At 41.3% G+C, this 22365-nt stretch carries 21 protein-coding genes; 15 read left to right on the forward strand and 6 right to left on the reverse strand.

All coding sequences use genetic code 11. The annotated features are described in order from the left end of the window. Nucleotides 1–13 precede the first annotated feature (13 nt). Nucleotides 14–766: a tRNA pseudouridine(38-40) synthase TruA gene (gene truA, locus BFP75_RS11535; RefSeq protein ID WP_099545538.1), complete on the forward strand. Its 753-nt coding sequence runs from the start codon at nucleotides 14–16 to the stop codon at nucleotides 764–766. Further along, on the forward strand, nucleotides 756–2522 hold the full coding sequence (locus tag BFP75_RS11540; protein ID WP_099545539.1) for an ABC transporter ATP-binding protein: 1767 nt from the start codon (nucleotides 756–758) through the stop codon (nucleotides 2520–2522). The genes truA and BFP75_RS11540 overlap by 11 nt, the downstream gene beginning before the upstream one ends. A gap of 447 nt (nucleotides 2523–2969) precedes the next feature. Here the strand turns inward: BFP75_RS11540 and BFP75_RS11550 are convergent, their stop codons facing one another. From BFP75_RS11550 to folP, 3 genes are read right to left on the reverse strand one after another with little or no spacing between them, the layout of a single operon-like run. Further along, a complete protein-coding gene (locus tag BFP75_RS11550; protein WP_099545541.1) occupies nucleotides 2970–3308 on the reverse strand; it encodes a DUF3667 domain-containing protein in 339 nt (112 codons plus the stop codon). Beyond that, entirely contained in the window at nucleotides 3308–4093 is a 786-nt protein-coding gene (gene cdaA, locus BFP75_RS11555) for a diadenylate cyclase CdaA (RefSeq protein ID WP_099545613.1), read from the reverse strand. The genes BFP75_RS11550 and cdaA overlap by 1 nt, the downstream gene beginning before the upstream one ends. A gap of 54 nt (nucleotides 4094–4147) precedes the next feature. Further along, a complete protein-coding gene (gene folP / locus BFP75_RS11560) occupies nucleotides 4148–4972 on the reverse strand; it encodes a dihydropteroate synthase (RefSeq protein WP_099545542.1) in 825 nt (274 codons plus the stop codon). Between the two features lie 97 nt (nucleotides 4973–5069). Here folP and BFP75_RS11565 point away from each other — a divergent pair, with 97 nt between their 5' ends. From BFP75_RS11565 to BFP75_RS11585, 5 genes are all read left to right on the forward strand, one after another. Beyond that, complete coding sequence (locus BFP75_RS11565) at nucleotides 5070–5618, forward strand: DUF1599 domain-containing protein (RefSeq protein ID WP_099545543.1); 549 nt, start codon at nucleotides 5070–5072, stop codon at nucleotides 5616–5618. 4 nt (nucleotides 5619–5622) lie between these two features. Continuing rightward, nucleotides 5623–6720 carry a BT_3928 family protein gene (locus BFP75_RS11570; RefSeq protein WP_099545544.1) on the forward strand — a complete coding sequence of 366 codons (1098 nt, stop codon included), beginning with the start codon at nucleotides 5623–5625 and terminating at the stop codon, nucleotides 6718–6720. A 44-nt stretch (nucleotides 6721–6764) separates the two neighbouring features. After that, a complete protein-coding gene (gene tpiA, locus BFP75_RS11575) occupies nucleotides 6765–7514 on the forward strand; it encodes a triose-phosphate isomerase (RefSeq protein ID WP_099545545.1) in 750 nt (249 codons plus the stop codon). Between the two features lie 64 nt (nucleotides 7515–7578). Continuing rightward, entirely contained in the window at nucleotides 7579–8415 is an 837-nt protein-coding gene (gene prmA, locus BFP75_RS11580; protein ID WP_099545546.1) for a 50S ribosomal protein L11 methyltransferase, read from the forward strand. 21 nt (nucleotides 8416–8436) lie between these two features. Further along, the gene (locus tag BFP75_RS11585; protein WP_099545547.1) at nucleotides 8437–8712 is read left to right on the forward strand and encodes an ATP-dependent Clp protease adaptor ClpS; all 276 of its coding nucleotides are present in this window, start codon (nucleotides 8437–8439) and stop codon (nucleotides 8710–8712) included. A 334-nt stretch (nucleotides 8713–9046) separates the two neighbouring features. Here BFP75_RS11585 and BFP75_RS11590 read toward each other — a convergent pair whose 3' ends face one another. Both BFP75_RS11590 and BFP75_RS11595 read right to left on the reverse strand, forming a co-directional pair. Further along, nucleotides 9047–9268, reverse strand: a complete 222-nt coding sequence (locus BFP75_RS11590; RefSeq protein ID WP_099545548.1) for a hypothetical protein — start codon at nucleotides 9266–9268, stop codon at nucleotides 9047–9049. A gap of 130 nt (nucleotides 9269–9398) precedes the next feature. Beyond that, nucleotides 9399–10118: an NUDIX hydrolase gene (locus tag BFP75_RS11595; RefSeq protein WP_099545549.1), complete on the reverse strand. Its 720-nt coding sequence runs from the start codon at nucleotides 10116–10118 to the stop codon at nucleotides 9399–9401. 413 nt (nucleotides 10119–10531) lie between these two features. Here BFP75_RS11595 and BFP75_RS11600 point away from each other — a divergent pair, with 413 nt between their 5' ends. From BFP75_RS11600 to BFP75_RS11635, 8 genes are all read left to right on the forward strand, one after another. Continuing rightward, nucleotides 10532–12091 (forward strand): alpha-N-arabinofuranosidase, encoded by a 1560-nt coding sequence (locus tag BFP75_RS11600; protein WP_099545550.1) that lies wholly within the window; start codon nucleotides 10532–10534, stop codon nucleotides 12089–12091. A 9-nt stretch (nucleotides 12092–12100) separates the two neighbouring features. Then, entirely contained in the window at nucleotides 12101–14077 is a 1977-nt protein-coding gene (locus tag BFP75_RS11605; protein ID WP_099545551.1) for a glycoside hydrolase family 127 protein, read from the forward strand. Nucleotides 14078–14095: 18 nt separating this feature from the next. Further along, nucleotides 14096–15772 (forward strand): ribulokinase, encoded by a 1677-nt coding sequence (locus tag BFP75_RS11610; protein ID WP_099545552.1) that lies wholly within the window; start codon nucleotides 14096–14098, stop codon nucleotides 15770–15772. A 2-nt stretch (nucleotides 15773–15774) separates the two neighbouring features. Continuing rightward, nucleotides 15775–16476, forward strand: coding sequence for an L-ribulose-5-phosphate 4-epimerase (locus BFP75_RS11615; protein WP_099545553.1), 702 nt, complete (start codon nucleotides 15775–15777; stop codon nucleotides 16474–16476). A 29-nt stretch (nucleotides 16477–16505) separates the two neighbouring features. After that, nucleotides 16506–18005, forward strand: coding sequence for an L-arabinose isomerase (gene araA, locus BFP75_RS11620; RefSeq protein WP_410504086.1), 1500 nt, complete (start codon nucleotides 16506–16508; stop codon nucleotides 18003–18005). Nucleotides 18006–18017: 12 nt separating this feature from the next. Further along, nucleotides 18018–19202, forward strand: a complete 1185-nt coding sequence (locus BFP75_RS11625; RefSeq protein WP_099545555.1) for an aldose epimerase family protein — start codon at nucleotides 18018–18020, stop codon at nucleotides 19200–19202. A gap of 24 nt (nucleotides 19203–19226) precedes the next feature. Then, a complete protein-coding gene (locus tag BFP75_RS11630) occupies nucleotides 19227–20846 on the forward strand; it encodes a sodium:solute symporter (protein WP_099545556.1) in 1620 nt (539 codons plus the stop codon). Nucleotides 20847–21009: 163 nt separating this feature from the next. After that, nucleotides 21010–21450, forward strand: a complete 441-nt coding sequence (locus BFP75_RS11635; protein WP_099545557.1) for a DsrE family protein — start codon at nucleotides 21010–21012, stop codon at nucleotides 21448–21450. A gap of 271 nt (nucleotides 21451–21721) precedes the next feature. Here the strand turns inward: BFP75_RS11635 and BFP75_RS11640 are convergent, their stop codons facing one another. Continuing rightward, nucleotides 21722–22357 carry an HAD family hydrolase gene (locus BFP75_RS11640; protein WP_099545558.1) on the reverse strand — a complete coding sequence of 212 codons (636 nt, stop codon included), beginning with the start codon at nucleotides 22355–22357 and terminating at the stop codon, nucleotides 21722–21724. Nucleotides 22358–22365: the final 8 nt, after the last annotated feature.

Here is a 22365-nt window from a genome sequence, read left to right on the forward strand (position 1 = left end):
CTAATGCATCCCTTTGAGATATTTTATTCAGTTCTCCTACTTTGGAAAGATGTACCACGGATGGCAAAACCAGCCTAACGCCATTACCGTACAAGAAGTTTTGGAAGGAGTAGTATCAAAACTCCTGAGGAATAATATTGAAATAGTGGGAGCCGGAAGAACGGATGCGGGCGTTCACGCCACGGAAATGTTCGGTCATTTTGACTGTGAACAAATTGGGGACATCAAAAATCTCGTTTACAGGATCAATGCCTTTCTACCGGATGATATTGCGGTTCAAAATATTTTCCCCGTTAAAAATGATGCCCATGCACGGTTCGATGCCATTGAAAGATCATATGAATACTGGGTCTGTAGGGAGAAGAACCCCTTTTTTAAGGACATGGCCCATTTGGTAAAGCTCCCTTTGGATATTGATTTGATGAACCATGCAGCGGGATTTTTGTTGGGTAGGCAGGATTTTGAATGTTTCTCCAAGTCAAAGTCGGATGTAAAAACATATTTATGTGAAGTTCGAAACGCCATTTGGATATCAGATGAAGGAAAACTGATTTTTAAAATTACGGCCGATCGTTTCCTCCGAAACATGGTTAGGGCCATCGTTGGAACCCTTTTGGATGTTGGGTTGGGGAAATATCCGCCAAGCCATGTTAAGGCTGTCTTAAAAAGTAGAGATCGGTCAGAGGCCGGTGTTTCGGTACCGGCAAAAGGACTATATTTGAAATCGATTAGTTATCCCAATACTATTTTTAAGAATGAGCGATAATACCGGTAACGCCTTTGATACACATCTTTTTAAACGCTTGATGAGGTATACGAGGCCATACCACATTACCTTTTTCGGCGTAGCACTTTCGGCTATTCTTTTATCTGTATTTGCCGTTCTTACCCCTATATTATTAAAGCAAATCATTGATGATGCCATTAAGGGCAGTGATGCGGATAAACTGTTTAACCTCACAATGGGAATGCTGGTTGTTTTATTGGGTCAGGTTATTTTCCAACTTCTTTTCAATTATTACGCCAATTGGTTGGGTGAATCCGTAATCAGGGACATACGAATCAATCTGTTCCAAAAAATGTTAGGCTTCAAAATGAAATATTTTGATAACTCTTCTTTGGGGGTTTTGGTTACTAGGGCCGTGGCGGATATGCAAAGGATAGGGGAAATTTTCAGTCAGGGCTTTTTTGTAATTGTGGCCGATTTGCTGAAAATGGTCGTAGCAGCGGGTGTCATGGTATACATCAACTGGAAGTTGGCCTTATTGGTATTTTTCCTGCTTCCCTTGATTCTGTATGCTACCCGACTTTTTCAGAAGGCCATGAAAGTGGCATTTACGGAGGTTAGGGCAGAGGTTTCCAACTTAAATTCCTTTGTACAGGAGCGAATTACGGGCATGAAAATCGTTCAATTGTTCACTAGGGAGGCCATTGAGAACAAGAAATTTAGGGACATCAATGAAAAACATCAAAATGCTTGGCTAAAGACGGTCTGGTATAACTCCATATTTTTTCCAATTGCTGAGATTGTTTCTTCTATCGCGGTTGGCTTGGTAGTCTGGTATGGAGCACTACAGAACGTGGCCAATATCACCAATGATGTTGCAGGTACCGTTTTTGCGTTCATTATGCTGATAGATATGCTGTTCAGGCCCCTTAGGCAGATAGCTGACAAGTTTAATACTCTACAAATGGGTATGGTGGCCGCCAACCGGGTATTCAAGATTTTGGACACCGATAGTTCCATTGAGGACAATGGAAAGGTTGAAAAGGCTGAGGTAAAGGGCACGATCCAATTTAATGATGTCCGCTTTGGGTATCTGGAGGATGAGGAAGTATTGCACGGCATCTCCTTTGAGGTAAATGCTGGTGAGACCATTGCCATTGTTGGGGCCACGGGAGCGGGCAAATCGACCATTATCAATTTGTTGAACAGGTTTTACGAAATTAGTTCGGGTACCATTTTGGTCGATGGTATTGATATAAAAGACTATACGTTGTCCTCTTTAAGATCTCATATTGCAATCGTTTTACAGGATGTTTTTTTATTTGCAGATACCATTGCCAACAATATTTCCCTTAAGAACCCTCAAATATCCGTGCAAGACATTGAAGACGCGGCCAAGGCCATTGGGGTGGATGAATTCATCGCAAGTCTGCCCAACGGATACGAATATAATGTAAAAGAACGCGGTAGCATGCTGTCCAGTGGACAACGTCAGCTCATAGCCTTCCTAAGGGCCTACGTTAGCAAACCAAGTATATTGGTGTTGGACGAGGCCACTTCTTCCATAGACACCTATTCTGAACGGTTGATACAACAGGCCACTGAAAAAATTACCCAGGGTAGAACCTCCATTGTCATCGCGCATCGATTGGCTACCATAAAAAAGGCGGATAAGATCATTGTTATGGACGGAGGCAATATCGTGGAGATAGGCACTCATAAAGACTTGTTGAAAAAAGGAGGCTATTATAGAAATCTCTACGAAGCCCAGTTCTTGGCAGAGGAAGTTGTGTAGTTGTCAAATTGAAGTTACGGGCCTAAAATCTTCTGGCTGAATAGTTCCCGTTAAAAAAAGAATTATTGGGATGATAATGGAAAGACTGAAATAAAAGATGGTAAATATCATCCAAAATATTAAGACTTTCGACCACAACTCGATTCCTTTTTCGTGTGCAATCCTTTTGATAACAAAGGCAGAATATAAATACATGAAGAGAATTGCTATGAAACTAAATTTCATGTAGAAGCTAGGTATTAAGGCCAAAATTATGAGGGATGGTATGAAAATACCCAAGGAATATTGTGCTAGTGTATACGTGAATATGACTATCCTCTCGGAGAAGTTATATTTTTTTCCCTGGAAATTCAGCCATCCGGCAATGGCCATCATCGGTATATATAAAACGAATAAAATGGCTTGGTAGTCGAGAATTGCGTCCCAGAATGTTCCTTGCCAAGCTTGTTACTGTCCCGTTCCTAAAACATCCATATCGAACTGCCCACTGTTTTTTCGCATAAAAAATACAAGAAGACCTGATAGTGTAATGGCGATTCCCAAGTAACTAATGGGGTTTAGATACTTTTTACGTATTCCTTCAATATATCCTACAATTACTGCTTCGGGTTTAGAAAAAAGATTGATAAATGTCCTAAGAAAAGTATTGTCAAGATTAAAATATCTTTCAATGATATCATACCAAAGATTCTTGACTGTAAGCCTATTCCGTATCACTTTGGCTCCGCAATCTGGACAATAACTATAGTCCGTTCTCAAGGTATTATCACAATTCTTGCATTGCATTACACCAAATCTTTCTTTAAAAGGGTTATCAATTGGGCATTGGATTCGAACAAAATGAATTCTCCATTTTTTATATAGGATATTTGTCCCGTTTCTTCACTTACTACCAAGCAGAGGGCATCCGTTTTTTCGGTTATGCCAATGGCCGCCCTATGCCTTAGGCCATATCGTAATGGAATGCTACGTTCATTGGTAACAGGTAGGATTACCCTGGTAGCCACAATATAATTGTCCACGATAACGGCAGCTCCATCATGTAGCGGACTGTTCTTGTAGAATATACTTTCTATAATAGGCTGGGTAACCTCAATGTTCATGCGGTCCCCAGTACTTTTGATAAAATCCAGTGAATTTCCCCTTTCTATGACCAAAATGGCGCCGGTTCTTGAGGCTGACATCTTTTCACAGGCCTTCACGATGGCCTCAACATCGATGCTTGTGGAATCGCCTTCCTGTTTTAAAAATTTGAAATGCCTGATAAAGTTGCGCTTATTGGCAAAATTGGTGGAACCTATCATCAGAAGGAACTTTCGTATTTCCTGTTGAAATACAATGATCAATGCAATAAGCCCCACCTGCATAAAGGCTCCTACAATGCTGCTGATCATCTGCATTCCCAAAAGCTCCGTAAGTTTCCAGAAAGCCCAAACGATAACGATACCAATGAAAATATTGATGGCCGCAGAGCCGCGCACCAATTTATAGATGTAATAGAGGAGTACGGCGACCAATACGATATCCAGGATATCCGTAATCTTAAAATCGATAAAATTTAAAAAATCCAACAAGTGCCGTTTCTGTAAAATTAACAAAAATAGATGAACAAGAACATCCAAATATTAAGCGTTCAATTGCTCGTAAATCTTGACGCACTCCATGGCTTCCCCAACGTCGTGCACCCGCAATATGGAAGCCCCTTTTTGTAGGGCCAACATATTTAAGGCCGTCGTTCCGTTCAACGCATTATGCGCATCCGTACCCAACAATTTGTATATCATTGATTTTCGGCTAACGCCTGCCAATAGGGGTCTATCGGTAACATGTAGCAAATCCAGATGGTTCAAAAGTTTATAGTTCTGTTCCAAGGTTTTGGAAAAGCCGAAACCAGGGTCAATTATGACATCCATAATTCCTTTTGAGCGGGCCACGGACAATCGCTCCGAAAAATAATGGATCATATCCTGTAGCAAATCGTCGTATATTGTCTGTTGCTGCATGGTTTTGGGGTTTCCTCGCATGTGCATCATGATGTAAGGAACGTGGTATTCTGCAATTATATCCAACATGGCCTCGTCCAAAAGTCCGGCTGAAATGTCATTGATCATGGCAGCACCTCGGTCAAGGGCTTCCTTGGCAACCACTGCTTTAAAAGTATCTATGGATATCAATGTTTCGGGAAAATTCCGCAGGACAAGTTCGAGAACGGGTAGCAATCGATTGAGCTCCTCATCGGTGTTAACCTCATGGGCCCCAGGCCTGGTGCTTTGCGCACCAAGGTCGATAAAAGTGGCTCCCAATGCGGTTATTTTATCTACCTGTTCCAAAATGTCCTTTTCATTTTTGTACTTCCCGCCATCGTAGAAAGAGTCTGGAGTAAGGTTTAGAATGCCCATTACCTTGGGAACGGTAAAATCCATGAGTTTTCCTTTACAGTTTATCGTCATAACTTTGGTTCCTCATTAAGTACAAGTTTAAGTTTAAACAAACAGTCTTGATGGTTAAAAATTTTTAAGCGAAATTTACACAAATTACAACAAGCGCATGCAAAAAACGGAAGCACAGTATAATGATGTAATCAAGGTTTGTCAAAATCTGTACGAAAAAAAAATGCTTGATTATGGATGTGCTTGGCGAATACTACGTTTACCGTCCCTCACGGACCAAATTTTTATTAAGGCCCAGCGCATACGTGGACTACAGGAAAATGCCGTGCGCAAAGTGGATGAGGGCGAAATTCCTGAATTTATTGGTATCATCAATTACGCTGTAATGGCCTTGATCCAGCTTGAGTTGGGCGTGGCGGAGCAGCCGGACCTAGACCCTGAAAAGGCTTTGGCCCTCTACAAGAAGCATACGGAGTCCACCAAGGAACTAATGCTCAATAAAAATCACGATTACGGAGAAGCTTGGCGCGATATGCGCGTGAGTTCCCTTACGGATTTAATACTTCAGAAATTGCTAAGGGTGAAGTCCATAGAGAACAACAAAGGAAAAACGTTGGTAAGCGAAGGTATCGATGCCAATTATCAAGATATGATCAACTATGCGGTTTTCGCATTAATTCATTTAGGTTTGACTGAAAATAGGTAGGGTTATGAAGTATTTAATTGGCTTTGTTCGCATATTCGTAGGGGTACTTTTTATTATAAGTGGATTCATCAAACTGAACGACCCCGTTGGTTTTTCCTTTAAACTAGAGGAATATTTTAGCCCAAGTGTTCTTAACATGCCGGTTTTTGAGCCCCATGCACTTACCATTTCATTGATAGTGGTCATTTTTGAAGTGCTTTTGGGAGTACTGCTCATACTTGGCATACAGCGAAAATTTACCTTATGGAGCCTTTTGTTGATGATTGTATTCTTTACATTTTTGACTTTCTATTCGGCATACTTCAACAAGGTTACGGATTGTGGTTGTTTTGGTGACGCCATCAAGTTGACGCCATGGGAGTCCTTTTCCAAGGATGTCCTACTACTGGTATTGATACTCCTATTATTTTATGGTAAAGAGTACATCACGCCACTATTTAGGCCATTCATCAATAAAATATTGGTTGTTTTTTCCCTTGTGGCCAGTATTGTGTATGCCTATTATGTGTTAAATCATTTACCAGTAATCGATTTTAGGCCCTATGAAATAGGAAAAAATATAGAGGAAGGTATGAGTATTCCGGAAAATGCGCCCAAACCCATATACGAATACGCTTGGAAATTTAAGGTAGATGGGGAAGAACAGGTCATTGTCACCAATGGCGATTATCCTACGGTGGAAGGAGAGTTTATAGGTGTGGAAACGGAGGAAATTCAAAAAGGGTATGAGCCTCCGGTACATGATTTTACCATTGAACAGGAAGGGGAGGATTTTGCAGGTAGTTTGTTGCAGGAGACCAAGTTGGTCATGGTCATTGCCTATGACTTAAGAAAGGCAAATCTAGAAGTCTTTTCAGATGTTAAAAAAGTAACGGAGACCGCCAAGGAAAAGGGTTATAAGGTTATAGGTATGTCGGCCTCCGGTCCGGAACAAACAGAGGTTTTGGTCGAAAAATATGATCTTGGGTTTGAATTCTACTTTACAGATCAAACGACTTTGAAAACCATTGTTAGGTCAAATCCGGGGATATTGGTCTTGGAAAAGGGTACCATAACACAAAAAGTTCATTACAACGATTTGGATGTCCTTACATTTGAATGATAATCGGAGAAGAAATAATTTAAACAAGAATAAACTATAAAGCAATGAGAAGTAAGATAGTAGCCGGAAATTGGAAAATGAACAAGAACTTGGAAGAAACTGAAGCATTATTGGTGGAATTGGCCGCTAAACTTCCGGATACAACAGCAGAGGTCATGGTGGCGCCTACTTTTGTAAACCTTGCGGCTGCCGTACATAACCTTGAAACTTCTCGAATAGAAGTGATTGCACAGAACATGCATTTTGCCGAAAGCGGTGCCTACACAGGTGAGATTTCAGCGGACATGCTTCTGAACATTGGTGTGGACACCTGTATCATAGGGCATTCTGAAAGAAGGGCCTACTTTGGTGAAACCGATGAGATATTGGCCAAAAAGGTGAAAACGGCTTTGCAAAAAGGCATTAGGGTCATGTTTTGTTTTGGTGAGGAATTGCAAGACCGAAAGTCCGGCAATCATTTTAAAGTCGTGGAAAGCCAACTGAAAAATGCACTTTTCTCTTTGGATAAAACCGACTGGAGTAAAATCATTTTGGCCTACGAGCCCGTTTGGGCCATTGGAACAGGGGAAACTGCATCTCCGGAACAAGCACAGGAAATGCATGCCTTCATTAGAAAAGTAATCGCCGAAGCCTTTGACAGTTCCGTTGCAAACAATGTTTCCATATTGTATGGTGGTAGTGTAAAGCCGGGCAATGCTGAGGAAATTTTTTCAAAACCTGATGTGGACGGTGGCCTTATAGGTGGTGCTTCCTTAGTTTCAGATGATTTTGTGGCCATCATAAAGGTCATTTAGAAATACTTCAAAATAATTTAATAAGTAAAGGGGTATCTAGGATACCCTTTTTAAATGCTAGGATATGAACACAATGATATATATGGAATATAAATTCTTGGTGGAACCTTTGCAGCCCGCTTCCGATATACTCATTGCCGAATTGGGGGAAGTAGGTTTTGAAAGTTTTGTGGAGGAGGAAACCGGTATCCTGGCATATATCCAAAAGGATGATTGGCATGTAAATATGCTGGATGGATTGTATATTTTGGAAAATCAGGGTTTTGATATTTCCTATACATTCAAGGAAATCGCCCAGGAAAATTGGAATGCCACTTGGGAGCGGAATTTCCAACCTATAATGGTAGATGACAGGTGCATGGTAAGAGCCCCTTTCCATGAACCTCTAAGTGTGGATTACGACATTATCATTGAACCTAAAATGAGTTTTGGAACCGGTCATCATGAAACCACCCACATGATGTTGCAGCACATTCTACAGTTGGACCTAAAGAACAAGACTGTTTTGGATATGGGATGTGGTACAGGCGTATTGGCAATCTTGGCATCCAAACGCGGGGCGAAACAGTTGGATGCCATTGATATAGATAATTGGTGCTACTTGAATTCCCTTGAAAACGTGGAGCGCAATGGAATCGAAAATATTGATGTATTGGAAGGGGATGCAGGGCTTTTGGGTGAACGTTCCTATGATGTCATCATAGCGAATATCAATAGAAATATTCTCTTGGAAGATATCCCAAAATATGCCGACAGTTTGATAGAGGATGGTGTACTTTTGGTAAGTGGATTTTATCTGGAGGATTTGCCGTTGATTACCAAAAAGTGCTTGGAAGTTGGTCTTCGGTTTGAAAAAAAACTGGAAAAGAACAATTGGGTTGCAGCAAAATATGTATTTTAGACTGTAGTTAAATCGAATACAATGGGCACTAAAGAAAAAATTTCCGAAGAGCTCCTTTTAGAGGAAGAGACGGTCAAGCAAAATGAAATCGTTCTATTCAACGATGATGTAAACACGTTTGACCATGTAATTGAAACGCTGATTGCGGTATGTGACCATACTCCGGAACAAGCCGAACAGTGTTCACTAATTGTTCATTATAAAGGAAAATGTACCGTCAAGACCGGGGAATATTGTGATTTGGAACCACAATGTTCTGGACTTCTAAATGCCGGACTCAGTGCAGAAATAGTGTAGCTTGCCTAGGAATTTTTTCTTGGTTATGCTATAGTACCTTTTTAAATAGAATGACAATACCCATAAGAAAGCAGACAATCATTAAAATTGGTAAAAGATATTTGATTGTTAGATCCACTGTATTATTAAATCTGTTGGAACCCTTTTTAAAAGGCAGGTGATTATTTTTCATCGGTTTATTAAATTGGCATGCAAAGAAGAATATAAGATTCCATTAAAAATAAGATTTTTGATTAAAGTATCTTATTATTGGATAATTCGTTGATTATCTACAAATTAAGTCAATAAAAAACCCCAATTATTGGGGTTTTAATATGAAATGTCAAAGAAATGTTTAAACAAGTGGGACACCGTTTAAACGTTTCTCTATTTTCTTCTTTTTCTCTGTCAACCTTTTCATGACCTCCATAAGATTGGGATCTTTGGTTTCCTTATAAACTTCGTTGATACTTAATATTAAGGTCTTAGCCTCCCTGGACGCCTCCACCCTGTCGCTGGTGGACATATTGCTCATTTTTCTGTTTTCAAATTCCTGAGCTTTTTCAAGTAAATCCATGTACGTTTTTTTTCAAAGTTAGCATAATAATCAAATTAAGCAATTCTTTGGCAATAGTAAGTAATTATGATACAATTAGATTGTTGTATTTATGATGAATTTAACTAAAATATGTGTTTTAGGGTCAAGTTCAAATCTTGAAACTAAAGCCTTCTTCCACTTTGCGATTGTATTTTTCTTCATTGAATTTGTATAGAAAGGCCCCTTTTTTTGAGGAACTCATATCCTTCTCGTCCAACTTGATAAGTATATCGAAGGAGTTGAATTTGCTTATGAAATTTCGTTTGTCCAATTTTTTTCCCATGATCGCCTCATAGAGTTTTTGAAGTTGGCGCATGGTAAATTTCTCTGGTAGGAGTTCAAAACCTATAGGCTTGCTCAAGGCCCTTCTTCGCAATCTGGCCATGGCCCTTTCTACCATAGCGTTGTGGTCGAATATTAGATTTGGGGCATCTTTCAAGGAAAACCATTGGGCAGAATTTTTTTTAATAAGTTCTTTATCATGTTTTCCAATGTCAATTAAGGCATAGTAGGCAACAGATAAGGTTCGGTAGGCAGGATCTCTATCTACTTTGCTGTATGTATACAATTGCTCCATATATATGTCATGCAGGCCCGTTAAATGGTGCAGAACCCTAATGGCTGCAATGTCCAAATCTTCCTCTTTTTTTAGAAACCCGCCTATAAGGGACCATTTTCCCTTTTCGGGTTCAAAACCTCTTTTTACCAAGAGTATTTTTAGTTCTTCTTGGTCAAATCCAAAAATGATGCAGTCCACGGCAAGTAAGACTTTGTCTTCATGATCGTAATATGCAAGTGATAGAATTTCTTTTTGGTCGGTAGTATGCAATGCTGTGGGATTGTTGGTAAATTTAAGAGCGGAATTTAGTTAAAATCAGACTATTTTCATATAAATTTTCTGTTGTAAAATCCATATTAATAAAAAATTCGACTTCTAATTGCGTTTATTGCTTAAATCAACTTGGAAAATTGAAATATCTGCTGTTTATTTACACGTGTTAAAAATACACTTTTATAAATCGATACGAAGGGTATACTCTGATGCAATTACGAATGCTGATGGAGGGCTGGGTCGGTAAAAAAGGGAATCCATATGTACAGTGTCCCAAATGCTTTTTAGGAGGGATAGCGGATTTTATTGAAGCTGAAAGGATCGAAATTATGAATGTAAAGTTGGTCCAGTTGCTTTAAGGTGTAACAATTAAAATACAGGAGTAAACGAAAAACAAATAAAAATAGGATATGAAAACACTTAAGAACTATAGTTTAACTGCCCTAATGCTTTTTTCTAGTTTAGGTATATCATTGGCCCAATCTTCAAAAAGTACCATACAAATTGGAAATATTGAAGACGCCCCAACCATAAGCAAGCATATTTACGGACATTTTGCCGAACACTTGGGAAGATGTATTTACGAAGGATTCTATGTTGGCGATAACAGTATGATACCCAATACGGAAGGAGTAAGAAACGATATTATCGATGCACTCAAAGAACTGCAGATACCCAACTTACGTTGGCCCGGTGGTTGCTTTGCCGATACCTATCATTGGAAGGACGGTATAGGACCGCAGGAGAATAGACCAACTATCGTAAATACTTGGTGGGGAGGAGTTACTGAGGACAATAGTTTTGGAACCCATAACTTTTTGAATCTTTGCAAGGTGCTCGAAACAGAGCCTTATCTCTCCGGAAACGTGGGCAGTGGAACGGTCCAGGAATTGGCGGATTGGGTACAGTACACAAACTTTAAAGGCAAAAGCCCCATGTCCGATTTACGAAGGGAGAATGGTAGGGATGAGCCATGGACCGTCAAATATTGGGGAATTGGTAATGAAGCCTGGGGTTGCGGTGGAAATATGAGTCCGGAATATTATGCGGATATCTATAATAAATATGTCACATTCATGTCCGATGCCGATGTTGAGGGAGGACTTTACAAAATTGCTTCGGGTGCCAGCAATGACGATTATAACTGGACGGAAGTACTTATGAAGAATATACCCAAGAACATGCTACAAGGAGTTGCCCTGCACCACTATTCCGTTATTGATTGGAGTGCCAAGGGTTCTGATGTGGATTTCACGGAGGACCTATATTTCAAGACCATGAAGGAATCTTGGCTGATGGAAGAATTGATCGTGAACCACACCACAATAATGGACAAATATGATAAGGAAAAGAAGGTAGATCTTATCGTGGACGAATGGGGCGGATGGTACGAGGTTGCCGAAGGTACGAACCCAGGATTCCTGTATCAGCAGAACACGATGCGGGATGCTATGATCGCCGGGATGAACCTCAATATTTTCAATAATCATGCAGATCGGGTAAAAATGGCCAATCTAGCTCAGACCGTAAATGTGTTACAAGCCGTAATTTTGACCGATAAGGAGAAAATGATTCTGACTCCTACATATCATGTGATGAACATGTACAAGGTGCATCAGGATGCCAAATTGATTCCACTTTCCTTTGAATCTCCAGACTATACCTATGAGGGAGAAAGTCTACCCGCAATCAATGCATCGGCTTCCATAGATGATGCAGGAAAAATGCATGTATCCATCGTAAACATAGATGCCCACAAGAAGAACACGGTAACCATAGATTTGAACGCCCTGGGAATTAAGAAAATCACCGGGGAAATATTGATGTCCGATAAATTACAGGACCATAATACTTTTGATAATCCCAATAAAATTGAACCCAAGGAGTATAAGGGTTTTACCTTTAAGAAAGGGGTTTTGGAAGTAGAATTGCCTCCCTTTTCCGTTATCGTATTGGAAGGAAGCAAATAATCCAAAAGCATGAAAAAGAGGAAGTATATTTTTGGCAGTCTTATTTATTGTCTTTTAATGATTTCCTGTCAAAATGAAACTAAGGAGGAGGTCACTTCTGACGAGAAAGAAGAGGTGTCCGGATATGCCATAACGCCCGTGAACATTCAACATGTTCGATTGACCGATGAATTTTGGCTTCCATGGATTCAAAAAGTTCAGGAAAAGACCATTGAGTATGCCGTTGAAAAATGTGAGGAAGAAGGTAGGTTCGATAATTTTTTGATCGCCGGTGGTAGGATGGAAGGTTCGGTACGCGGGGTGATGCCTTTTGATGATTCCGACGTGTATAAAATTATAGAGGGAGCTTCCAATTCCTTGATTAGTTCTCCCAATCCAAAATTGGAGACTTTGTTGGATTCCTTGGTGGGCATTATAAAGATTGGGCAGGAACCAGATGGGTATTTAACCACATGGCGTACCATAGACCTATCTAAACCGCCCGCTACGTGGGTAGAGGTCAAAGAAGGTAAAAGATGGGAATCGCTTGCAACAAGCCATGAGCTTTACAATGCCGGCCATATGTATGAGGCTGCCGTGGTTCATTATAAAGCTACCGGAAAACGGAATTTCTTGGATATCGCTATTAAAAATGCCGATTTAATGGTGGCTACCTTTGGTGAAGATAAAGGAAAGATAGCTGCTGTGCCAGGGCATCAGATCATAGAAACCGGACTCATAAAATTGTACGAGGTTACCGGGAAAGAAGACTACCTTGATTTAGCCAAGTATTTCTTGGATAATCGGGGAAACCCTGATAATCATGAACTTTTCGGTACCTATTCGCAGGACCACGTTCCCGTGGTAAAGCAGGACGAGGTCGTAGGGCATGCGGTTAGGGCCGTATATATGTACGCCGCCATGACGGATATTGCCGCAATCAAGAACGACTCGGCCTATCTGTGCGCTGTGGATAAGTTATGGGACAATATGGTCAGTAAGAAAATGTACATCATGGGGGGAATCGGTGCCAGGCACGACCAAGAATCTTTTGGCGAGAATTATGAACTTCCAAATTTAACGGCCTATAATGAAACCTGTGCTTCCATTGGCGATGTGTATTGGAACCATAGATTGCATAACATGACAGGTGATGTCAAGTATTTTGATGTCATAGAGCGAACCTTGTATAACGGTCTCATTTCAGGAATAGCTTTGGATGGTACACATTTCTTTTATCCAAATGCTTTGGAATCGGATGGAAAATATGAATTTAACCAAGGGGCCGCTACCAGAAAACCGTGGTTCGATTGTTCTTGTTGTCCAACAAATGTCGTACGGATTATTCCGGCCATTCCAGGTTTTATCTATTCAAAGACCGATCAAGATATCTATGTGAATTTGTATGCCTCCAATGAAGCTACCGTTGACCTGCCTGGCAATTCGGTTCAAATTATCCAAGAAACAAATTATCCATGGAACGGCAAGGTGAGCATCAATCTTAAGGGTAATGGGAATTCAGATTTTAGACTGAAACTAAGGGTGCCCGGTTGGGCACGCAATCAGGTATTGCCTAGCAATCTCTATCAATATAGAAATGAACTATCACAGCCTATCATCTTAAAAATAGATGGTGAAAATAAGAATGTGCAAATAAACAATGGATATCTTGACCTTGAGGGTTCTGAGATTGTAGGCAAAAACATTGAAGTGCAATTTCCCATGGAAGTACGTCTGGCAGAAACCTCTGATAGTGTAGCCGATAATAGGGGTAAGGTAGCTTTGGAATACGGTCCCTTGGTCTATGCTATTGAAGAGGCTGATAACAAAAATGGTTTTGATACTATTTCCGTTTCCAGTAGTGAGGATTTTTCTGTAACCATGGAAAAGGATGTTTTAGAGGGTGTGAATACCATAAGTACAAAAAGCTTTAAGGCCATTCCTTACTATGCATGGTCCAACAGAGGCGTGGGTAAAATGAAGGTTTGGTTGCCCGAAGAGAACTAAAAACAAAGTAAATAAGATTTGGAGACGTCATATGTTATAGGGTTGGATTATGGTTCGGATTCGGTTCGGGCCGTACTCATCAATACCCAAAATGGGGAAGAGCTTGCCTCGGAGGTATTTTGGTATCCAAGATGGAAAGAGCAAAAATATTGCAATCCGTCCATGAATCAGTTTAGGCAGCACCCTTTGGATCACATCGAAGGTCTGGAACATACGGTAAAGACCGTTATGGATAGGAGTAAGGTGAATCCGGTAGATGTAAAGGGAATCTGTATCGATACCACGGGCTCATCCCCGGTGCCGGTAACACAGAAGGGCACGCCGTTGGCATTGGTAGAGGGATTTTTTGAGAACCCAAATGCCATGATGGTACTTTGGAAGGACCATACGGCCATAAAAGAAGCGGAACTCATAAATGAATTGGGGGTTTCCTGGGGCGGTGAGAATTTTACCAAATACGTGGGCGGTATCTATTCTTCCGAATGGTTTTGGGCCAAAATTGCCCATGTGGTCAAAGATGATAAGGCCGTTATGGAGAATGCTTACACTTGGATGGAACATTGTGATCTTATGACCTTTTTGTTGATTGAAGACCAAAATTTGGAAACCTTTAAACGAAGTAGGTGCGCTGCTGGTCATAAGGCCATGTGGCATGAAAGCTGGGGTGGATTGCCCCCGAAGGAATTTTTGGGCAAAATCCATCCATATTTGTCGGATTTAAGGGACCGTCTTTATGAAAAGACTTATACCTCCGATGAGGTAGCCGGCACTTTAAGTCAAGAATGGGCAAATCGCTTGGGACTCACCACGGATACCGTGGTGGCCGTAGGCACTTTTGATGCACATTCCGGTGCTGTAGGAGCCAAAATTGACGAACACGCTTTGGTTCGCGTTATGGGTACTTCTACTTGTGATATCATGGTAGCAACGGACAAAGAAATAGGAGGAAATACCATTAAAGGAATTTGTGGACAGGTTGATGGTTCGGTCATACCCGGTTTTGTGGGGTTGGAAGCCGGACAGTCCGCTTTTGGAGATCTGCTGGCCTGGTTTAAGGATGTGCTCTCATGGCCCATAGACAATTTGGTTTTGACTTCGGACATTTTATCGGAAGAGCAGAAAACCGATTTAAAGAAAGAAATAGAAAGCGATTTTATTAAAAAATTATCCGATGCGGCGGAGGCTATACCTTTATCGGAAAGTATACCAATAGCTTTGGATTGGATTAATGGGCGTCGTACTCCCGATGCCGACCAAAATTTGAAAAGTGCCATTTCCAATCTTTCCTTGGGGAGTAAGGCTCCTCACATTTTTAAAGCTTTGGTGAATGCCATCTGCTTTGGTTCCAAGAAAATTGCCGACCGTTTTCAGGAAGAGGGCGTACAGATTAAGTCGGTAATAGGAATAGGTGGGGTGGCCAGAAAATCACCATTCATCATGCAAACCTTGGCAAATGTCATGAACATGCCCATAAAGGTCGCGGCCTCTGATCAGGCACCGGCTCTGGGTGCTGCAATTTATGCCGCCGTAGCATCGGGAATTTATGTCAATGTTGTTGAGGCCAGTACTTATATGGGAAGCGATTTTGAAGCGGAATATCATCCCCAACAGGCTTCGGTTGAAACATACAAACAATGGATGGCATCCTACGAAGCGTTGGGAAATTTCATCGAAACATCCATAAAATCAAAATAAATATGAGTTCAAAATACGAAGCACTTAAGCAGGAATGTTTTGAAGCGAATATAGCACTGAACAACCTGGGTCTGGTCATTTATACCTTTGGCAACGTGAGCGCTGTGGATAGGGATAATGGAGCTTTTGCAATTAAACCCAGCGGAGTGCCGTATGAGAAATTGAAACCTGAGGATATCGTAATCTTGGATTATGACAATACAATAATCGAAGGGTCAATGCGGCCTTCCTCGGATACCAAGACCCATGCCTATTTATATAAGCACTGGGAACATATTGGAGGTATAGCGCACACGCATGCGACATACTCGGTAGCCTGGGCACAGGCCCAAAAAGACATACCTATTTTCGGGACGACGCATGCGGATCACTTAACAAAGGATATTCCCTGTGCGGAACCAATGCGTGATGACCTTATCGAAGGCAACTACGAACACAATACCGGCATCCAAATATTGGACTGTTTCAAGGATCGAAACCTATCCCCTGAAGTAGTGGAAATGGTTCTGTTGGGAAACCATGGCCCTTTTGCATGGGGCAAGACCGCGGCCAAGGCCGTGTATAACAGTAAGGTTTTGGAAACGGTGGCCCAAATGGCCTATCTAACCTTACAAATAAATCCTGAAGCCCCCAGACTAAAGGATTCCCTAATTAAAAAACATTACGAACGTAAGCATGGAAAAAATGCGTACTACGGACAATAATAACTAACAACAGATTTATAATTGAATATATGGCAGAGAAGGAAATTTGGTTTGTAACGGGAAGCCAACATTTATATGGACCTGAAACACTGGATCAAGTCGTAAAAAATTCGCAGGAAATTGTTAAGGGATTGAATAGATCGGCATGTATCCCATTGAAAATTGTATACAAACCCACGGTAAAGACCCCCCAGGAAATAACGGATATTTGCTTGGAAGCCAGTTCCAATCAATCTTGTATTGGAATAATTACTTGGATGCATACTTTTTCCCCGGCAAAGATGTGGATCAAGGGACTGAGTTTTTTGAACAAGCCCCTTTGTCATTTGCATACCCAGTTCAACGCAGAAATACCTTGGGAATCCATAGATATGGATTTTATGAACCTGAACCAATCGGCTCACGGCGATCGTGAATTCGGTCATATGATGACCCGTATGCGTAAAAATAGAAAGATTGTGGTTGGACATTGGGAAACCGAAAGGGTTCAGGAAAAAATAGGGAATTGGAGTCGGGTCGCCCTTGGATGGAACGAATTTCAAAATCTGAAGGTAGCCCGTTTGGGCGATAATATGCGCGAGGTTTCTGTAACCGATGGCGATAAGGTGGAGGCCCAGTTCCGTTTTGGCTTTTCCGTAAACGGATATGACTCCTCTGATGTTGTAGACCACATAAAAAGCTTGGACCAAAAGGAGGTGGATGCCTTGGTAAAAAGCTATGAGGAAACGTATGAGTTAAGTGATTTGTTGAAGGAAGGAGGCCAACAGCGAAGCTCCTTGGTGGAAGCGGCAAAGATAGAATTGGGACTTAGGAAATTTTTGGATGAAGGCGGGTTTAAAGCCTTCACCGATACTTTTGAAAATCTTGGGGAATTAAAACAGCTTCCCGGAATAGCCACACAAAGATTAATGGCCGATGGTTATGGCTTTGGAGCGGAAGGGGATTGGAAAACATCTGCACTGCTCAGGGCAATGAAGGTCATGGCGGAAGGACTGGAAGGCGGAACTTCTTTTATGGAAGACTACACCTACCACTTTACCCCTCAAAAATCCTACGTCATGGGGTCCCACATGTTGGAGATATGTCCGTCAATAGCCGATGGTAAACCTTCCTGTGAAATACACCCGTTGGGAATCGGTGGCAAGGAAGATCCGGTACGGCTGGTCTTTAATTCGCCCTCCGGACCGGCAATCAACGTTTCCCTGGTAGATTTGGGGAATCGATTCAGGTTGATCGTGAATGAGGTGGAGGCCGTGGAACCTGAGGGTAAATTACCTAAATTACCGGTGGCCAGGGTATTATGGGACCCACATCCTAATTTGGAGGTGGCCGCTACCGCTTGGATTCTGGCAGGAGGTGCCCACCATACCATCTATACGCAGGCATTGACCACCGAATTTATGGAGGATTTTGCTGAAATGGCGGGTATTGAATTGGTTGTTATCGATAAGAACACCAACATTAGGGATTTAAAAAATCAGTTGAATGCCAACGAGGCCTATTTTCAATTGTTTAAAAATAACTTGTAAACGACTTTAACCATGAAAAAATCAACCATCATTTATTATGCATGTACATTGCTATTTTTATTTGTAGTCCATGTAAGTTGTAAGGATAAAAAGGATAAAGAAATGAAAGAAGAAACTCCAAAAGAGAACACGTCAAAACTAAGTATTACGGAAAGTGATTACGGAACGACCCAAGATGGAAAAAAGGTAAGCCAATTTTCCTTAAAAAATGATGGTGGTATTGAAGTTGATATTATCACGTATGGAGGGAGAATCACCTCTTTGAAAACCCCGGACAAGGAAGGAAACATGCAAAATGTAGTCCTAGGCTTTGATAATTTGGCCCAATATGAAAAGGACAATCCCTATTTTGGGTCGTTGATAGGACGATATGGCAACCGTATAGCCAAAGGAAAGTTCAGCATTGGAGAAGAAGCATATACTTTGGCACAAAACAATGGCGAAAATAGCTTGCATGGCGGTATTAAAGGTTTTGACAAGCAGGTTTGGGATGCAAAGGCCCAGGAAGGCGATAATACTGCTTCGTTGATTTTGACATATTTAAGTAGGGACATGGAAGAGGGTTTCCCTGGTAACTTAAGTACTACGGTAACTTATACCTTGAATAACGACAATTCTTTGGATGTGCTATATGAGGCTACGACGGACAAAGCTACCATTGTGAACCTTACCCAGCACGCCTATTTTAATTTATCGGGAGATTTTTCCAACACTATATTGGACCATGTAGTTGAAATTGACGCGGATGCATATTTACCCGTTGATAGTGGTCTGATCCCTACCGGAGAGTTGAGATCCGTTGAAGGTACCCCTTTTGATTTTAGGGAGCCCAAGACGGTAGGCAGTGATATTTCCGAAGAGAACGAACAGTTGAAATTGGGAGGCGGATATGACCATTGCTGGGTATTGAATGATCAACAGGCAGGTTTTAGAAAAGTGGCCAGTGCCTATCACCCTGCAACCGGAAGGTTTTTGGAGGTCTCCACGGATGAGCCGGGCATTCAATTCTATACCGGAAATTTCTTGGACGGCACACTTCCAGCTCCAAATAATGGAACATATGCAAAGCGAAGCGGACTTTGTTTGGAGACCCAACATTACCCAGATTCTCCAAATCAAGAGGAATTTCCTTCAGTGGTGTTGAACCCCGGGGAAAAATATGTTACCAAAACAACATTTAAATTAACGACCAAATAACGGCCAATATTAAACCAACAGATTATGCAAACACTTGATACTTTTGACTGGGTAGCTATTGTATTCTACTTTCTGATTCTCCTCGGAATCGCCGTATGGGTCATTAGAAAAAAGGAGGACAATACGGAGGATTATTTTTTGGCCGGCCGAAATATCGGCTGGTTCGTAGTGGGTGCCTCTATTTTTGCTTCCAACATTGGTTCGGAACACGTGGTGGGTCTTGCAGGGGCTGGGGCCAGCGATAAGCTCCCCATGTTGATATATGAAATCCACGCCTGGATCGTATTGATTTTGGGATGGGTATTTTTACCTTTTTATGCCCGTAGCGGTGTGTTTACCATGCCCGAGTTTTTGGAAAAACGGTTCGATGCCCGCTCTCGCTGGGTATTGTCTATCTTCTCCATTGTGGCCTATGTACTGACTAAAATATCCGTTACTATTTATGCCGGTGGGGTCGTAGTTTCTGCTTTATTGGGAATCGACTTTTGGACGGGAGCTATCGCCACGGTAATCCTAACCGGAATCTACACTGTTTTGGGTGGAATGCGAGCCGTAGTTTATACGGAAACCTTACAGGCCGTTCTTTTGGTACTGGGTGCTGCGGTCCTTACCTATTTAGGTCTTGAAAAAGTTGGGGGGTGGGGCAGTTTGGTGGAAACCGCTAAGCCGGAGTATTTGAATATGTGGCGACCACCTAGTGACCCTGATTTTCCTTGGCCATCTTTGGTGATTTCCAGTACCATCGTTGGAATTTGGTATTGGTGTACCGACCAGTACATCGTGCAAAGGGCATTGACCGCAAAAAATATAAAGGAAGGTAGAAGGGGAACCATTTTTGGGGCCGTTATGAAACTAATGCCCGTATTCCTATTCCTTATTCCGGGGGTCATTGCCCTGGCTTTAAAAATGAAGGGCGAATTACATTGGGACTCCCCGGATGAAGCATTCCCCGTATTGATGAGTAATGTGTTGCCTTCCGGTTTGCGAGGTCTAGTAGCTGCCGGTCTATTGGCTGCCTTGATGAGTTCGTTGGCCTCGGTATTTAACTCGGTATCCACATTATTCACCGTGGACATTTATAAAAAATTAAGGCCCAATACCCCAGAAAAGAAATTGGTGCGAACAGGTCAGTTGGCGACTGTGGTAGTGGTTATTATTGGTATTATTTGGATACCTATCATGGCGAATATTTCCGGGGTACTTTATGAATATTTACAGAGCGTACAATCTTATATCGCCCCACCAATAACTGCCGTGTTCCTTTTGGGTATTTTCCACAAGCGAATTAATGGTTTGGGAGCCTTTGCCACATTGATCATGGGTATCATTGTTGCTGCCATTCGAATAGTTTTGGAATTGATAAAAGAAGATTTGAATCCGGATGGATTTTTGTATAAAATGGGAAGTATGAACTTTCTGACATTTGGAGCCTGGTTCTTTTTGGCATGCGTACTTTTTGCAGTGGTAGTCAGCCTATTTGCACCTGCACCCTCTGCCGAACAGGTGGCGAACTTGACCTTTGGAACCATAAGCGAAGAGGAGAAAAGAAAAAATAAAAATAGTTACAATTGGAAGGATATCGTTATCTCTATTTTGGTCTTGGCAGTGGTGATTGGCGTAATGGTATTTTTTAATGGAAAATAGACCCGAACTTAGGAAATCGATTTATGTAGGAATATTGTAGAAAGCCAGGCTCTTGAGCTTGGCTTTCTTTCTACTAAAGTATTTTTAATATGAGAATATTCATTAGTTTAAACTTATATTCTTAGTACTTTTAGGGTGCAAAAGGAAATAAAAACCTACAATCATGAAACGTATATTAACCCTTTTTTTGTTTATTGCAGCTCTTTTCCTTGCTATTCCAGACGCATATGGTCAGAAAAAACTGGATAAGGGAACTATTGAAGACTTACAAACAACTCCCAAATACGGTTTTATACTTACAACGGAAAGGCACTTCAAAGGGGTCCTGGGCATGTATGACCTTTTGATTGAAAACGGATTAGAAATTGAGGCCTATGAGATTGTGGTAAAAGGCATGGTGGTCAAGGAACTGACCAAAGGGTCGGAGTTGGAGACCTTTTTTGAAAAGTATAAGGGAAAGGTGAAGGTCAGTGTCTGTAGTGTTGCCATGGAAAAACTGGGTGTGAAAGCAGAATCCCTTTTTGACGGTTTGGACATTACTCCAACCGCCTCCGTGCGGATGCTCCAATTGCAGGCGCTTGGTTACAATACTTTGACATACTAAGAGAAATTTGTTCTAGTTTCAGATAGTTTCCTACTAGGTTCTCATGGAATTCCTGATGCAAGTTACGTTGAATACTACTTCTGGATGGAAGAAAAGAATCCCTACTTTATAATATCTCAAAGGGCGTATGTAATAAAGCGGTTTAAATGACCCGTTTTTGTTCGAAATACATGATTTTGGGGGATGTTGGGTGTTTTATAGGTTTTCTAAACGGAAAAACCATTAAGAGAAGTACTATCTATTACTTGCCATAAAAAATGGGGGAGAACCTTTATGATAATAGAGATAATAGTTCGTTCATATGGTTAAAGATTACCCCGTTTTTTAATTGACGGTACCCTGGGTTTTGATTTGAATCGTATATAAAAACATCAAATCCACCAGAAATGGCCGCCTGTATGCCGCTATCGCTATCTTCTATCACTGCACAGTCTTTAGGATTGAATCCCATGCAACTTGCTGCATGTAAATAAATATCCGGACTTGGTTTCCAGCTTTGTATTTCGTAACAGCTGAACATTCTGTCCTGAAATTTATCAATAAGGCCGGTAGTAGTCAAATTATGACGTATCTTCTCCAAAGGCCCACTGGAAGCTACACAAAATGGAACCCTTAATTGCTTCAACAGGTTAGGTATGCCCTCTATCGGTTTAAGATCAGATTGAAAGGCCTTGAAGGTCATGGACCTGAATTCTGATTCAAATGTTACCGGTAGCGTGCTGTTGAGCTTTTTTTCTAGGTAATCCATGATGTCGTAAAAGGATTTTCCCATAAAATTTTTGAGCACGAAAGCTACATCCATGGATAAACCCATCTCTTTGGCCATGGTCACCAAAACTTTCGCGGAAATCAATTCGCTATCGACCAGTACCCCATCACAATCAAAAATGATACACTTATATTTCATATGGTTTA

This window comes from Maribacter sp. 4G9 (genome assembly GCF_002742265.1).
Lineage (GTDB): Bacteria > Bacteroidota > Bacteroidia > Flavobacteriales > Flavobacteriaceae > Maribacter.